Annotated in this window: 12 protein-coding genes and 1 pseudogene; 6 read left to right on the top strand and 7 right to left on the bottom strand. The window is 70.7% G+C overall.

What is annotated here, in order from left to right:
- The first annotated feature begins 212 nt into the window (after positions 1 to 212).
- On the top strand, positions 213 to 1,829 hold the full coding sequence (locus tag ABIA38_RS19890; protein WP_424640030.1) for a SpoIIE family protein phosphatase: 1,617 nt from the start codon (positions 213 to 215) through the stop codon (positions 1,827 to 1,829).
- A gap of 267 nt (positions 1,830 to 2,096) precedes the next feature.
- Here ABIA38_RS19890 and ABIA38_RS19885 read toward each other — a convergent pair whose 3' ends face one another.
- Entirely contained in the window at positions 2,097 to 3,353 is a 1,257-nt protein-coding gene (locus ABIA38_RS19885) for an MFS transporter (protein ID WP_424640029.1), read from the bottom strand.
- A gap of 381 nt (positions 3,354 to 3,734) precedes the next feature.
- Here ABIA38_RS19885 and ABIA38_RS19880 point away from each other — a divergent pair, with 381 nt between their 5' ends.
- The 4 genes from ABIA38_RS19880 to ABIA38_RS19865 all read left to right on the top strand — a co-directional run bounded on the left by ABIA38_RS19880 (position 3,735) and on the right by ABIA38_RS19865 (position 6,034).
- Positions 3,735 to 4,289: a MarR family winged helix-turn-helix transcriptional regulator gene (locus ABIA38_RS19880; RefSeq protein ID WP_424640028.1), complete on the top strand. Its 555-nt coding sequence runs from the start codon at positions 3,735 to 3,737 to the stop codon at positions 4,287 to 4,289.
- A 70-nt stretch (positions 4,290 to 4,359) separates the two neighbouring features.
- Positions 4,360 to 4,629: a hypothetical protein gene (locus tag ABIA38_RS19875; protein ID WP_424640027.1), complete on the top strand. Its 270-nt coding sequence runs from the start codon at positions 4,360 to 4,362 to the stop codon at positions 4,627 to 4,629.
- Between the two features lie 222 nt (positions 4,630 to 4,851).
- Positions 4,852 to 5,742 carry a DMT family transporter gene (locus ABIA38_RS19870; protein ID WP_424640026.1) on the top strand — a complete coding sequence of 297 codons (891 nt, stop codon included), beginning with the start codon at positions 4,852 to 4,854 and terminating at the stop codon, positions 5,740 to 5,742.
- A 37-nt stretch (positions 5,743 to 5,779) separates the two neighbouring features.
- Positions 5,780 to 6,034: a hypothetical protein gene (locus ABIA38_RS19865; protein ID WP_424640025.1), complete on the top strand. Its 255-nt coding sequence runs from the start codon at positions 5,780 to 5,782 to the stop codon at positions 6,032 to 6,034.
- A gap of 468 nt (positions 6,035 to 6,502) precedes the next feature.
- Here the strand turns inward: ABIA38_RS19865 and ABIA38_RS19860 are convergent, their stop codons facing one another.
- From ABIA38_RS19860 to ABIA38_RS19835, 6 genes are all read right to left on the bottom strand, one after another.
- On the bottom strand, positions 6,503 to 6,949 hold the full coding sequence (locus ABIA38_RS19860; protein WP_424640024.1) for a hypothetical protein: 447 nt from the start codon (positions 6,947 to 6,949) through the stop codon (positions 6,503 to 6,505).
- A 29-nt stretch (positions 6,950 to 6,978) separates the two neighbouring features.
- Entirely contained in the window at positions 6,979 to 8,322 is a 1,344-nt protein-coding gene (locus ABIA38_RS19855; protein ID WP_424640069.1) for an ATP-binding protein, read from the bottom strand.
- A gap of 58 nt (positions 8,323 to 8,380) precedes the next feature.
- Entirely contained in the window at positions 8,381 to 9,892 is a 1,512-nt protein-coding gene (locus ABIA38_RS19850) for an SCO6880 family protein (RefSeq protein WP_424640023.1), read from the bottom strand.
- On the bottom strand, positions 9,892 to 11,211 hold the full coding sequence (locus ABIA38_RS19845; RefSeq protein WP_424640022.1) for a hypothetical protein: 1,320 nt from the start codon (positions 11,209 to 11,211) through the stop codon (positions 9,892 to 9,894). The genes ABIA38_RS19850 and ABIA38_RS19845 overlap by 1 nt, the downstream gene beginning before the upstream one ends.
- The gene (locus ABIA38_RS19840; RefSeq protein ID WP_424640021.1) at positions 11,201 to 12,013 is read right to left on the bottom strand and encodes a hypothetical protein; all 813 of its coding nucleotides are present in this window, start codon (positions 12,011 to 12,013) and stop codon (positions 11,201 to 11,203) included. Before ABIA38_RS19840 ends, ABIA38_RS19845 begins: the two co-directional genes overlap by 11 nt.
- Positions 12,014 to 12,328: 315 nt before the next feature.
- Positions 12,329 to 12,637 carry a hypothetical protein gene (locus ABIA38_RS19835; protein WP_424640068.1) on the bottom strand — a complete coding sequence of 103 codons (309 nt, stop codon included), beginning with the start codon at positions 12,635 to 12,637 and terminating at the stop codon, positions 12,329 to 12,331.
- 244 nt (positions 12,638 to 12,881) lie between these two features.
- Here ABIA38_RS19835 and ABIA38_RS19830 point away from each other — a divergent pair.
- A pseudogene (locus ABIA38_RS19830) lies at positions 12,882 to 13,874 on the top strand (NlpC/P60 family protein); the annotation flags it as partial.
- Positions 13,875 to 14,676: the final 802 nt, after the last annotated feature.

Below are 14,676 nucleotides of genomic sequence, written 5' to 3'. Positions count from 1 at the left end.
GCGGCGGGCTCGTAGGCTGCGGTGGTGTCCGAGGGACGAGCATGTCGCGACCGGGTCCCGTACATTGCCACAGCGCAGTCCTGTGGTACCCCGAACGGGGGCCCGGTCACGGGACGTGATTCCCTCACGGCCGACTTTCGCCCACACTGGTGATGTCACCTGCGGTATACATCCATGCGCTTAGCGTGAAGAACTCCCTAGGAAGCGAGCGGTTGAACATCACTCGGTGGGGCGCCCGACTGGCCGGTGACCGGCGGCGCTCGGTGCCGGCGGCACGCAGCCAGGAATCGAACGACACCTTCCCGCTGCGCGACGTGTTGGCCCACGCGCCCGCGCTGATCGCGGTCACGCGAGGGTCGAACCACGAGCTGTGTTACGTCAACGACGCCTACCGGGCGGTCTTCGGCGCGCGTAAGACCGGGGTGCCGGCCCGGGACGCGCTGCCCGAACTCGCCGAGCACGGGCTGCTGGCGCTGATGGACCAGGTCTATCGGACCGGGCGCGGGCGCACGGTCCGGGCCCGGCGGGTGGACCATCGCGGCGAGACGTATCCCGGCATGCCGGAGAGCGAGCGCAAGCACGGCTACTACACGTTCGTCTGCACCCCGGTACGCCCCGAGGCGGCCGGTCGCGGCGGCGACGCGCGCGGTGTCCTGGTCTTCGCGGTCGACGTGACCGACCAGGTACAGGCCACCGACCGGCTGCGGGAGAGCGAGCGGCGGCACCGGCAGGCCGCGGTCACCCTGCAACGCAGCCTGCTGCCCCAGCGGTTGGAGAACCCCGACGACCTGATCGTGGCGGCGAAGTATCTGCCGGGCGGGACGGACGCGGCGGTCGGCGGCGACTGGTACGACGTGATCACGCTGGGCGCGGGCCGCACCGCGCTGGTGATCGGCGACGTGATGGGCCGAGGAGTGCGGGCCGCCGCGGTGATGGGGCAACTGCGCACGGCGGTACGGGCGTACGCGCGGCTCGACCTGCCGCCGCACGAGATCCTGCAACTGCTCGACGAGACCGCGATGGAGATCGACGCGACACAGATCGCGACGTGCGCATACGCCGTATACGACCCGGGGGAGGGCGTGCTCACCTATTCGACGGCGGGGCATCTGCCGCCGCTGGTGCGCGACGGCGAGGACGTGATCCACAAGCTGGACGACGCCAACGGGCCGCCGCTGGGGACCGGGGCGAGTTGGCCGCATACGTCGGGGCGGATCACGCTGGATCCGGGGTCGACGGTGGTGCTCTATACCGATGGTCTGGTGGAGCGTCGGGGTGAGGACCTGGACGAGGGGATCGACACGCTCGGCGCGGCGTTGTTGTCCTCGGTGGGCGAACCCGAGGCGGTTCGGGACCACTTGATCGCGCACATGCAGTTGCCCGAGGAGCACGACGACGACATGGCGATGCTGGTGCTTCAGCTGCCGCGCCGCGAGGGGGCTCAGGCGCGGCTGTTCCGGACCGCGTCGCTCGACCTGCTGGGCGGGAGCGAGGTGGCGGCGCGGGGGCGGGCGTTCACGTCCGGGGTGCTGGCGAGTTGGCAGGTGGGTGAGGAGCTGCGCGAGCTGGGGGTGCTCGCGGTCAGCGAGTTCGTGGCGAACGCGCTGACGCACGGGGCGGCGCCGATGCGGTTGCGCCTGCGGCGCACGGACAAACGCTTGATCGTCGAAGTGTCGGACGCGGACGACCACGTGCCGAGGCGGCGGCGGGCGGCGGCCGACGACGAGAGCGGGCGAGGGGTGGCGATTGTCGCGACGATCGCGAAGTCGTGGGGGAGTCGGTTGACGGACGAGGGCAAGACGGTCTGGTGCGAGTTCCCGTTGGGGTGAGCCGGGTTTTGGCCTCACGTGCCGGCCGGGCTGCTTGGCCTCAGGCGCCGGCCGGGCTATTTGGCCTCAAACGCCGGCCGGGCTGAGTGGCCTCAAGCGCCGGCCGGGCTGGATGAGTTTGGCTGACCTTGGGCGTTGGTTGCGCTTGGTTGGCCTCAAACGCCGGCCGGGCTATTTGGCCTCACGTGCCGGCCGGGCTGAGTGGCCTCAAGCGCCGGCCGGGCTGATTTTTGTCTGGCGTGACTTGCCTCGCCGGCGGATTTTGGCTTACGCCGTCAGGACCTGGGCTGTCGGGCGGCTGTGTTCGGCGATTATTGCGCCGTTTTGGGTTGGGTTCAGGGTGTGGCGCATGCGTAGGCCCAGGATGGTGATCAGGATCGAGGCGGCCATCAGGGCGGCCAGGTACGGGGCGTACAGGTTGGCGCCGACCATTACCCCCGCGAACGCCGGGCCCGCGGCCATGGCCAACTGCTTTACCAGGGACTGGGCCGCGTTGTACTGGCCGAGCAGGTGTGTGGGGGCCAGGTCGGCGACCATCGGGCCCAGGGTCGGGGCCAGCAGGGATTCGCCGACGCCCAGCAGGGCGTAGGTGGTGATGATCGTGAACGCCGCCGCGGCGGTGTTGCCGTGTACCAGACCGGAGATCGCGGTCACGATCCAGGCCAGCAGCCACACCACGCCGGTCGCCGCGATCACCGTGCTGCGCCGCCGCCGCTGGGTGATCCGCAGCACGGTGAGCTGACCGAGCACGATCACCGCCGTGTTGGCCGCCAGTGCCACGCCCAGCATGCTCGGCGAGATCCGGCTGACCTCGGTCGCGAACGCGGCCAGGCCCGATTCGAACTGGCCGTAGCAGGTGAAGAAGATGACCGCGCTGACCACGCACAGCCGAACCATCGCGCGGTTTCGGAGCAGATGCCGGAACCCCGCCCCCGGCACCGTCCCGGCCGGCGTGACCGGCACCGCGGGCAGCCGTACCGTGCCGCACACCGCGCCAAGGACCAGGAACATCGCGGTCTCGACGGCGAACAGCAGCGTGAAGCTGCCCGGCCGCGACGGATCGACGATCAGCCCGCCGATCAGCCCGCCGATGCCCAGGCCCAGGTTGTTGAAGGTGAACTGGAGCGCGAACGCCCGCGCCCGGGTCAGCGCCGTCGTACACCGCACGATCATCGTCGCCAGCGCGGGCTGGATCGCCGCCACGCCGGCCCCGAGCAGCGCGGCGCCGAGCAGCACCGATGCCTCGTTCCGGGCCAACCCCAGGGTCAGCGCGCCGAACGCGGCCAGCACCGAGCCGACCACCACGACCGGCCGCGGCCCGCGCCGGTCGATCGCCGGGCCGACCAGCGGGAGGGCGCACAGCGCCGCGATGGCGAGCACGCTGAACATCAGGCCGGCCTGACCGGCCGACAGGTTTCGCACCCGAGTCACGTATACGAACAGGAACGGCACCGTGAAACCACTGCCGAACGCGCTGAGCGCGTTCCCGAGCTGAATCCGCCGCAGGGCACCCTGGGTCGCCATCACACACCTCCCGACTACCGGTAGCGCGGGCCGGCCGCTCCGGCCCGCGGGGATCGGTCCGCAGGCGGGGCTCGGGATCGGGACCGGTGGGCAGCAGGAAACAGCCGAGCCGCCCGGTGCCGGCACGGGGCGTGCCCGGGTCCGGCGAAAGGGGGATCGCCTGTTTTCGCGTCGAGGTGGGCGTGCCGGGGGCGGCCGGGGTTGAGCCCGGGCCCACGCCGGCGACGCCGCCCTGCCTGGTGGTCCGATGAGTCCGAGTCCTCAAGCCTGAAGACTTCAGACCTAAACTATACGGATCTATAGCGTTTACGTCCAACGCTTAACGCCCGACCGGGTTCGGAGGCGTCGGCCGGGCGGTCGGGAGATGCGATACTTCCCCGCATGACAGAGGGGGCCGAGCAGGCAACAGCGGACGAAGGCGACATCGAGGAATATCTCGCCGTCTTCCAGCGCGAATTCCCCGAGGTGGACCCGCAGGTCGAGACGATCGTGGCGGCGCTGTCCAAGCTCAACCGTCGGATGAACGTCGCGTACGGCCGCCAACTCACCGCACTGGGCATCACCAACGCCGAGTGGGAGGTGCTCAAGGCGCTGGTCCTGGTCGGCCGCCCCTACCGGCTCAGCCCCGGCGAACTGGCCCGCCGGCTCGGCCTGACCCCGGCGGCGATGACCCACCGACTCGACCGGATGGTCGCCGAGGACCTGGTCACCCGGACCCGCGACGAGCAGAACCGGGTCCGGGTGATCGTCGAACTGACCACCACCGGGCGCGACGTCTGGCTGCGCGTGGTGCGCGAGGCGGCGGTCTTCGAGGCCGCGCTGCTCCAGGACCTGGGTCCCGCCGAGCGGCAGGCGCTGGCCGCCGGGCTGCGCGGCATGTTGGCGCGGGTGGAGGAATCCCAGCCGGACGCGGGCGGGCGCCTCGACACGGAGTGACCCGGGCGCCGCCCCCGCCCGGGCGCGCCGATCCGCCGAGCCACCGGACGACAAGGGGACCACCGGACACATGCGAGTACGCATCCCGCGCCAACGTACGGACATCGAGCGCCTGGACCGCCCGCTGCCGGCCGACCTGCCCAAACCGGCCCCACGAGTACTCCGCGCGCCCCGCCCGCGCCGCCCGACCCCGGCCGAGGACACACTGCTCGAATACCGCCTGCTGGTCACCCACACGCTGATCCGACACCGCTACGCCCCCACCGGATCCTGCACCTGCGGCGCCCCCGAACCCTGCCCGACCCGAGCCCACGCGGCCCGCCTCCTGGACTGGCTCTGACGGGTTGTTCGTTCGCAAACCCCTGCGCCCGGGCCGGGCCGGCGCATTAGGGTGACGCCCATGCATCGCCACCGGCCGATTTCCCCGCCGCCCCGCCACTGAGCGGGGTGAGCCCGGGTCCGATCCGGTAGTACGCGGGTCGCGACCTCCTTTTGGCCTGGCCCGAACCGGTGCCGCCCCGCTCCGACGTTGTCCTGTTGGCGTCGAAGTCGGAGCATTCCCATGTCTGTTCGTACCTTCATGCATGCTGCCCGGGACTCCCGTTCCGGGCTCGAACTGTTCGTCCTCACCGGGATCTGCTGGGGGACCGGGGGGATCGCCGGGTCGGCGCTGGCCGCTCGGGCCGGGCTGCACCCGGTGGCCGTGGCGGCCTATCGGCTGCTCGTCGGTGGCCTGTTGATCACCGGCTACGCGCTCGGCTCGGGGCGGTTGCGGTCGCTCGGCCGAGCCGAACTCGGGCGGATCGCGACCACGGGTGCCCTGCTCGCGGTGTTCCAGACCGCCTACTTCGCGGCCGTGGCCGCGATGTCGGTCGGCCCGGCCACGCTCACCACCATGGTCGGCGTCCCGATCCTGGTCACCACCGGCCAGGCCGTGCGCGACCGACGCCGGCCGAGCCGGTCCGCGTGCCTCGGTATCGCCGTCGCGATCCTCGGCCTGGTGCTGCTGCTCGGGTCACCTGCGGGCGGTACGCACGACGTGCTCACCGGCACCGGGTTCGCGCTGCTCGCCGCCGCCGGGTTCGCCGCGCTCACCCTGGACCCACGGCCGGCCCCGCACACGCTCGACCGGGTGGCCGGTACCGGGCTCGGACTCCTGTTCGGCGGCTGCCTGTTGCTGCCCGCCGGGCTCGCCGTCGGGATGGCCGTACCGATCCGCGCCGACATCCTGGGCACGGTCGTCTTCCTCGGCCTGGTGCCCACGGCCACCGCGTACGTCGCCTACTTCACCGCGCTCGCCCGGGCACACGCGCGCGGCGCCATCGTGGCGGTGCTCCTCGAACCGCTGACCGCGACCGTGCTCGGCGCCGCCCTCCAGGGCGACGTACTCGGCCCGCAACGAATCCTGGGCGGCCTGCTGGTGCTGGCCGCGATCGCCGTACAGCAGCGCTGAGTCTCGGCTAGCGTGCCGGCACACAGAGGAGGTACGGATGACCGCGTCCGACGGGGCCGCGTACTCGCCGTTCGACCCGACTGCGCTGCCGGCCACCGGCGGCTACTACAAAAAACTCCCGCCCACACCGTGCACCTACGAAACGACCCCACTGCCCCTGGAAGCGGTGGACGGCCACCCGATCGTCTGCAAGAACCGAGCCTGCAAGTACTACCGCAAATCCGACCGAGTCGAATACAAGTCCGGCCCCCGAGCCTACCGTTGCGAAGAATGCATGACCTGGACGGATTGATCCCCGATGCCCGAGCACCACCAATCGTCCAGCGCCACCAATCGTCCAGCGCCACCAATCGTCCAGCGCCACCAATCCCCCGAGCCGGCAAATCACCGTCCGGGCCGGCAAATCACCAGTCGGGCGAGCAACTCACCGGCCGGGCCGGCAAATCACCGTCAGGGTCGGCAAATCACCAGTCGGGCGAGCAAGTCACCGGCCGGGCCGGCAAATCACCGGCCGGGTCGGCAAATCCCCAGCCCGGCCGGCAAATCACCAGCCCGGCCGGCGTTTGAGGCCACAGTTCAGCCCGGCCGGCGTTTGAGGCCAACCCACGGCACCAAATGCCCCACCGCAGCCCGAAGCCCCATCAGGGCCATGCGGCCACGAACATGGTGGGTCGGGCCGATCGCCGGGTCGCCATACGGCCACGCGGCGACCAGGCCCGGCCACGATCAGGGGCGCCCTCGGCAAAGGAGCGCACCGGCATCATTCCCCATCCGGAAGCCGCTGATTCCGGTTCCGGGCAGCCGAATTCGGCGAATTTGCCGGTGTGTTCCCGGCCGCGGCGCGCGCCGTCCGGGTCGCCACCAGGTGCAGCCACCAGCGGAACACCCACCACGCCAGGAGCAGCAGGAACGCCACCACGCAGCCGAACGCGGTCCAGAACGCGGCGGGGGAGGGCAGTTGCCCCGGCGGGGTGTCCGGCCACGCGCGCGGCAGGTTGCCCGGCTCACCGAATATCGACCGGATCGCCAGCGCCGAGCGGTGATAGGTGACCCGGTCCGGCCAGTCCTTGCCGCTCGCCAACGCGGCCAGCCCGGTGGCCGCCCAGATCACCGCAGTGCCCGCGACCAGCAGCATCAACCCCGCGATCAGCAGCCCGTCCGGGATCCCCCGCGACGGCGTTCGACCCGGCATCGGCTCGCGCGGCACCGGTGGCTCCCCCGACGACCAGCCCATCGCTACGCCGCCGGATCGCCGGCCAACGCCGCCTCGGCGCGCACCCGTTCCTCCACCGCGTCCTCGGTCATCGCCCGGTCGGTGTAGACCATCGGTCGTTCGGTGTCGGTGATCAGGTGTTTGACCACCTGCACGTTGCCGTTGACGTCCCACACCGCGATGCCCGGGGTCAGGGTCGGGATGATCTCCACCGCCCAGCGCGGCAGCCCGAGCACCTTCCCGGTCGCGCGCGCCTCGTCGGCCTTTTGCATGTACACGGTCCTGGTCGAGGCCATCTTCAGGATCGCCGACGCCTCCTTGGCCGCCGCGCCGTCCACCACGTCGGAGAGGTGGTGGACCACGGCGACGAAGGACAGGCCGAGCCGGCGGCCGAACTTGAGCAGCCGCTGGAAGAGTTGGGCCACGAACGGGCTGTTGATGATGTGCCAGGCCTCTTCGACCAGGAAGATCCGCTTGACCCGGTCCGGCCGGATCCAGGTGTGCTCCAGCCACACCCCCACGATCGCCATCAGGATCGGCATCGCGATCGAGTTCCGGTCGATGTGCGACAGGTCGAAGATGATCAGCGGCGAGTCGAGATCGATCCCGTCGGTGGTCGGCCCCTCGAACATGCCCTTGAGGTCGCCGTCGGTGAGCCGGTCCAGGACCAGTGCCACGTCCAGGCCCCAGATCCGGACGTCCTTGACGTCCAGGCTGAGCAGTTCGCACGACTCCGGGGTGGGATTGCGCAGCGCCTCGACGATGTCCGGCAGGATCGGCTGGCGGCCGTGCACCGTGCGCATCACGTGCGTGTGCGCGGCTTTGAGCGCATAGCCGGCGCGCTCTTGGAGTGTGTGGCCCATCGCCACCTCGATGATGGTGCGCAGCAGCGCCAGTTGGCCGGTGACCGCGATCGCCGGGTCCAGCGGATTGAGCCGCACCGCGTCGCTGGCGAGGTCGTTGGGGTCGAGCCGGACCGGTCGGACGCCCAGCGCCTCGGCGATCAGGTTCCACTCGCCGACGCCGTCCTCGCCCTGCGCGTCCAGGACCACCACCTGGCGGTCGCGAAAGCGCAACTGGCGCAGTACGTAAGTCTTCTCCAGCGCCGACTTGCCGTTCCCGGACTCGCCCAGGACCAGCCAGTGCGGCGCGGGCAGTTGTTGGCCGTACAGCTGGAAGGGGTCGTAGATGTAGCCCTTGCCGGAGTAGACCTCGCGCCCGATGATCACCCCGGAGTCGCCGAGCCCGGGTGCGGCGGTGGGCAGGTAGACCGCCTGGGCCTGGCCGGTGGAGGTGCGCACCGGGAGTCGTTGGGTCTCGCCCCGGCCGAAGATCATCCCGGAGAAGCCCTGGGTCAGCGTGGACATCAGACCCGCCATGCGATCACCCCTTTCATCCGGTGCCCGGCGGTCCCGCCGCCGGCGCTCACCTGCGGATACCCGTCGCGAAGGGCAGCGTGTTGACGAACGCGCGGTGCTGCTCGCGGTCGCACCACTCCAGCTTGAGGAAACACTTCCCCGCCGACGCCCGGATCGTGCGTTTGTCCCGGGAGAGTTGGTCCGGGTTGCGCGAGGACACCGTGATGTAGCCGACGATGTTCACCCCGGCCGCGCCGCCCGCCAGGTCCTCGCCGCGCTGGTCGACCCGGCCGGTGTGGGCCATGTCGCGCGGGTCGAGCACCCGGTTCATCTTGGCCGCGCGGGCCGCGTCCGCGTCGTCGTTGGTCTTCTCGGTGAGCATGCGCTCGATCGCGACGTCGGTGGGCTCCAGATCCATGGTGACCGCGACGGTACGGATCACATCCGGGGTGTGGACCAGGAGCGGGGCCAGGAAGTTGACCCCGACCGGGGTCAGCGGCCACTCCTTGATCCACGCGGTGGCGTGACACCACGGCTCGGCCGAGTCCGATTCGCGGGTCTTGGCCTCCAGGTAGTTCGGGTGCGTCGCGTCCAACTCGGCGGGCCACGAGTAGCGGGCCTGCATGCCGTCGAACGCGTCGATCTGGTGTTCGGGGTCGTACATCGAGTGGATCAGCGAGGCCAGCCGGGCCTCGTTCAGCGGTTGCCGGACCCGGATGTCCGCCTCGGCCAACCGGGCGCACACGTCGGTGAGTTCGCGCGCCATCACCACGCCGATGCCCTTGTCGCCCTTGCCCATCACGTTCGCCTCGGCGGCCAGGTCGCGGGTGTAGTGCATACACGCGATCAGATAGGCCCGGTGTTGCTCGGAGGACGTGGACACCATCGACTGGAGCTGCTCGTAGGAGTCCTGCACCCACAGCGGCGCCTTGTGATCGCCGCGCCGGGCCACGTCCTTGGCGTGCGCGTCCGGGTCGGCGGGCAGTGTGCGGGCCAGCACCTGCAGCCGGGTGACGAAGCCGTCCCCGTTGGCCACGTGCTTGAGCAGCGTGCCGAACCGCTCGACCAGCGCCTCCTGGTCCTCCGAGTCGCGCAGCCCCACGCCGGGGCCCTCGATCTCGATCGCGGCGGTGACGGTGCGCCGCTCCAGGTGCAGCAGCACGGTCAGGTCGTCCGGGCCGAACGGCACGCTCGACCAGGTCACCCGGCCGACCCCGGGCGGCGCGCCGACCGCGACGCCCTGCCCGGTCAGCCGGGTGCCCGCCTCGGAGACCGCCGAGCGATACGTGGCGCCGCGCTTGAGGGTGCGCTTGTAGGTGCGGTTGATCTCCCACCACTTGTAGAACGTGCGCTTCTTGTACGGCATGTACACGGCGGCGAACGCGAGTACCGGGAAGCCGACCAGACCCGCGATGCGCAGCACCAGGATCGGCACCACCAGGCCCCACAGCAGCGCGAGTCCGCCGGCCGCGATGATCAGGAAGATCTCGCCGGGCTCGCGGTTCTTGCCGATGACCGCCGTGGGTTTGGCCTTGCCGATCAGGAAGGTCCGGCGTCGGGCGACCGGTTGCGTTGTCATTACTCTTTACCGTTCCTCGCGTGAGGCGTTGCCGCGGGGTTGGCCTGGGGCGCCGGTGCCGGTGCCGGGGTGCCGCCCGATCCCCCGCCCCTGGTGCCGTGGGCCGCAATGCCCGACGATACGGCGTTCGCGGTCACCGGGGCAGAGCCGGCGCCGGTCGACCCGCGCGAGGCGTGTGCCTGGATGCCCTGCTTCATGTAGGTGGCGGGGCCGTTGACCATCGAGGCCGGACCGGCCGACTGCATCGCCTTTCGGCTGCTGTGCAGGGCGGCCATGTCGTCGCCGATGCTGGGCACGAAGCGGTAGATGAGCACGCTGGCGAAGATGGACAGGAACAGGATCGCCAGGCCGGAGAGCACCGAGGAGAACGCGTCGTCCTTGCCGCCCGAGGTGACCGCGGTGGCCAGTCCGAGCACGATCACGATCACCGGCTTGGCCAGCAGTACGGCGATCATGATCCCGGCCCAGCGCCGTACGTGGTGCCACATCGCCTTGTCCACGAGGCCCGAGTAGACCGCCGTGCCCAGGATCGCGCCGACGTACAACATCGCGGCGCGGACCAGGAGTTCGACCCACAAAACGGCCGCGGCGGCCATCGAGAGCAGGGATACGAAGATGAGCATGACCGGGCCGCCGCCCAGATTGCTCGCCGGGTCCAGCGCCTTGGAGAAGCCGCCGAGGAACTTGTTGGTGTCCTGCTGGGTGCCGGTCGCGATGGCGGCGGTGATCGCGTCGGTCATCGACACGGCCAGATAGAGCATCAGCGGGGTGAACGCGGACGCGATCACCGCGAGCCACAGATAGCCGACCGCCTCGCTGATCGCGGTGCCGATCGGCACGCCGCGCACGGCGCGCTTGGCGACGGCCAGTATCCACAGGATCAGGGTGAGGAAGGTGGACGCGGCGAACACCACCGCGTATTGGCGCAGGAAGCCGGGGTTGGTGAAGTCGACCTGCGTGGTGTCGTTGACCGCGCCGGCCAGCTTGTCGATGATCCAGGTCGCCGCGTCCGCGCAGCCCTTGGCGATCGAGCCGAGCGGGTCGGTGACGGTGCCCAGGGTGCCGGAACCCGGCGCGCTGGGGCCGCCGTTGTTGCAGATGTCCTTGGCGGGACCGGTGAGCAGGTCGCACTCGGGCTTGCTTGCGGGGGCGCTCGGCGCGAGCGTGGCGCCGCCGGACGGCGGTGTGCTCGCGCCGGGGGTGGGGTCGGCGAACACGCGGGTCGCGCCGAGCACGAGGACGACCTGAAGGGTCGTCACCAGCCCGCCGACGGTCAGCAGGCGATTGCGGCGGCTGTGGCGTTCCCGGTCAGCGTGCATGGCGCAATTCCCCGAACTCCCCGTCGGCCTTGGCGATGTCGGTGGCGCTGGACGGATCCTGGAGTCCGGAGATGGGGGTCGGACCCTCCTTCTGGCCGAACTCGGACATCTTCCAGTCGCCGTTCACCCAGGACAGCCGCATCGTGGTGGTGTTCCACGCCTCGGCCACCGGCTTGGTGGAGCCCGTACCGGCCAGCCCCACCACGCCCACGCTCCAGACCTCCACGGTTGCCGAAGTAGCGCTGTACGACACCGACTTGGTACCCATCGGCACGGCCCGGCAGACGAACGTCTGTCCCTTGGGCGGGGCACCGTCGGCCTGGAGGCCGAACGTGGTGGTCTGCGCCCGGAACACCTGGTCGGTCCGGGCAAGCAGGCCGTCACGCACGGCCGGGTCGGTGATCGTGCCGATGATCGCGGTGCGCGTGGTGGCCCGGAACATCCGGGCGGAGCCGTAGGCGACGACGAAGTTTGACGCGGCGGACTGCGCGCCCTCCGCGGTCTGCGGGTAGCCGACGGGTACGCCGGACTCGGTCCGCTCGGGCACCTGTGCGGCGGACAGCGGTGGTCCGCCCGGCGCTTGGGGGGCCGCGGAGGTCTTCCCGGCGTCGCCCGCGGTGGAGCCGTTGCCGTTGCCGTGGTCGGAGCGGTTCGCGGCGAACAGCAGGGACACGATGACCACGGCGATCACCACGACCACGCCGATCCCGGACAGTATGGGGTTGCGCCTGGGCTCCGGACCCTCCGGTGCGGAGGTGGGTCTGGGCAGGCGGGTACGCGTGGCGGGTTCCTCGTCGCTCATGGCCTGTCCCCCCTTACCGCGGCAGGCCGGTGGAAGCGGACGACCTGCGCGCACAACACAGTCCCCGGGGGCGGAGCGCCGCCGGGTTCGGTTGCAGCCGGAACGATCTTCCCAGACGGGCGGTCATTCCGGTGGCACCGCGCTGTTGCGTGAACACAGGCTCGATTGTCCGGTAAAGGAACCGGAATTGCTGCTTTGCCTCGAATGCGGAATGGGGCATTCCGTTTTCGGGGCGCACGACACACCGGAGTGCGCCGCGCCCGGGATAACACACCACGGATTCGCCACCTTGGGGACGGCAGGGTGCGAATCGGTCTAGATCGCCATTCCGTACACGATCGTGAACAGCGTCCCGAGCGATCCGATGATGAAGACACCGGTCAAGCCGGCGATGATGAGGCCCTTGCCCTGCTCCGCGCTGAAGGTGTCGCGCATCGCGGTCGCCCCTATGCGCTGCTTCGCGGCGCCCCAGATCGCGATCGCCAGACACAGCAGCAGGGCTACGGCCATGATCACCTCGACCATGATCCGGGCTTCGCCGCCCAGCTTCGCGAACGGGCCCCAGTTCGGAGCTATCCCGCCGATGATCGTATTGATGTCGCCGTTGCCTTCGCCAAGAAACACGTTGTTCACCGCCCCCGAGGTCGGGCTTTTGGTTGCCTCCGGTCACTTTCGACAAGAGGAGTGGGTCGTTCGTTTATTGTGCTGTGGGGAAGCCGATCGGGCTACCACCTCGGCAAGTGTGTCTGATCACTGTGTGTATCACGGGTGATTGCGCTGAGCAATCGTGGCACGCACAATGTGCTCGGAGTGTTCCGTCGCGGCCCGTCCCGGCCGCGGAGAGCAGCGGAGAATCGGGGGGCCTGCGATGCGCAAAGCCTGGGTGGCCGGCGGCATCGCGTTGGCGGTCCCGTTCGGACTGGTGGGCCTGCTCACGGTGGGCGTCGGCGCGATGCAGTCCGCCGCCGGCAGCCAGACCGGCGCGGGTGGTTCGATGACCCTCGCCCCCGGTACGGTGCCGGCCGCCTATCAGGCGATCATCGACAAGTGGGGCCGGCTGTGCCCGGAGATCTCGCCGCCGCTGCTCGCCGCGCAGCTCTACCAGGAGAGCGGCTTCAATCCGAACGCGGTCAGCGAGGTAGGGGCCCAGGGCATCGCCCAGTTCATGCCGACGACCTGGCCGGAGTGGGCCACCGACGGCAACGGCGACGGCAAGGCCAGCCCGTGGGACCCGGCCGACGCGATCCCGGCCGCCGCGCGCTACGACTGCTCGCTGGCCAAATACGTCGCCTCGGTGCCGGGCGACCGGACCAACAACATGCTCGCCGCGTACAACGCCGGTGCCTACCGGGTGATGCAGTACAAAGGCATCCCGCCGTACACCCAGACCCAGGACTACGTGAAGTCCATCCGCTCGCTCGAACAGAGCTTCGGCGTGGTGCAGACGCCGCTGCAGCCGATGGCGCTCGCGGCGGGCGCGGTCAACTACGCGCAGACCAAGCTCGGTACGCCCTACCTGTGGGGCGGCGAGGGCACCGCGGCCGACGGCGGCCGGTTCGACTGCTCCGGGTTGACCCAGGCCGCCTACGAGACGGTGGGCATCAAGCTGCCCCGGGTGGCCAACGACCAGTGGAACGCCGGCCGGCATCCCTCGCGGGACCAACTCCTGCCCGGCGACCTGGTGTTCTTCGCCACCGACCTGCGCGACCCGCGCAGCATCCACCACGTCGGGATGTATGTCGGCAACGGCCAGATGATCCACGCGCCGTACACCGGCACGGTGATCAAGTTCGGGCCGATCGACAAGCCGGACTACATCGGCGCGACCCGGGTCACCCCCGAGGGCGCCAAAGCACTGCCGGACCACAGCGCGGGCTCGGCGAACAACCAATCGGGCGCGGGCAGTCCGGCCGCGGACCCGGGGAAGTCGACCACGCCGGGTGGGGCCGCCCCGGGTGGCGCGGCGTCGGGCACTGCCGCGCCGGGGAAGTCGGCGGCCACGGGCGGCGGTACGGCGCCGACCCGACTGCCCGCCGCCGACCGGCCGCGCGACGCTCACATCTACGACTCACCCTCGCCCTGAACACTCACCCTCGTCGCGCTGGCGCGTCGGCGCCCACGACCCGGCCTCGCCCCGCGCCCACCCCGACGCGCGCCACCACCCAAGCCTTCGCCCACGCCACACGCCCACTCCTTGGCGCGTCAGCGCCCACGACCCGGGCCGCCCCGCGCCCATCCCGGGCGCGTCAGCGCCCACGACCGTGGCCACCCCACGTGATCGACGCGCGAAGCGCGGAGAGCGGCGGAGCCGCAAGTTCGGACGGTGTGGCCCGGAGCGAAGCGGAGGGACACGCCGTCCCGAGCGAGGTGCCGCTTTTTTGCGGAGGAGCGAAGCGGGGGAGCAAAAAAGCGGTATCTCGCGAGCCGGCGGCGAAGCCGCCCAACAAGCAGCAACGCCGCGCTCGCGACTCCGGCCCGCCTGCCGGCCGCGCTCGCGACTCCGCCCCACCCCACCCACCCCACCCGCGACCCGCGTGGCTCCACCACGCCGCCGAACTCCTGCCCGGCGCGCGGGTGGTGCGGGTGCATGCCGAGCCGGCGCGCTTCGGGCTCGGCTGGTTCGGTTGCGCCGGCCTGGTCGTGGCGGGTGTCCGGGCGGTGAC

The organism is Embleya sp. AB8, assembly GCF_049739465.1.
Classification (GTDB): Bacteria; Actinomycetota; Actinomycetes; order Streptomycetales; family Streptomycetaceae; genus Embleya.
This window is presented reverse-complemented; position numbering and strand designations above follow the sequence as displayed.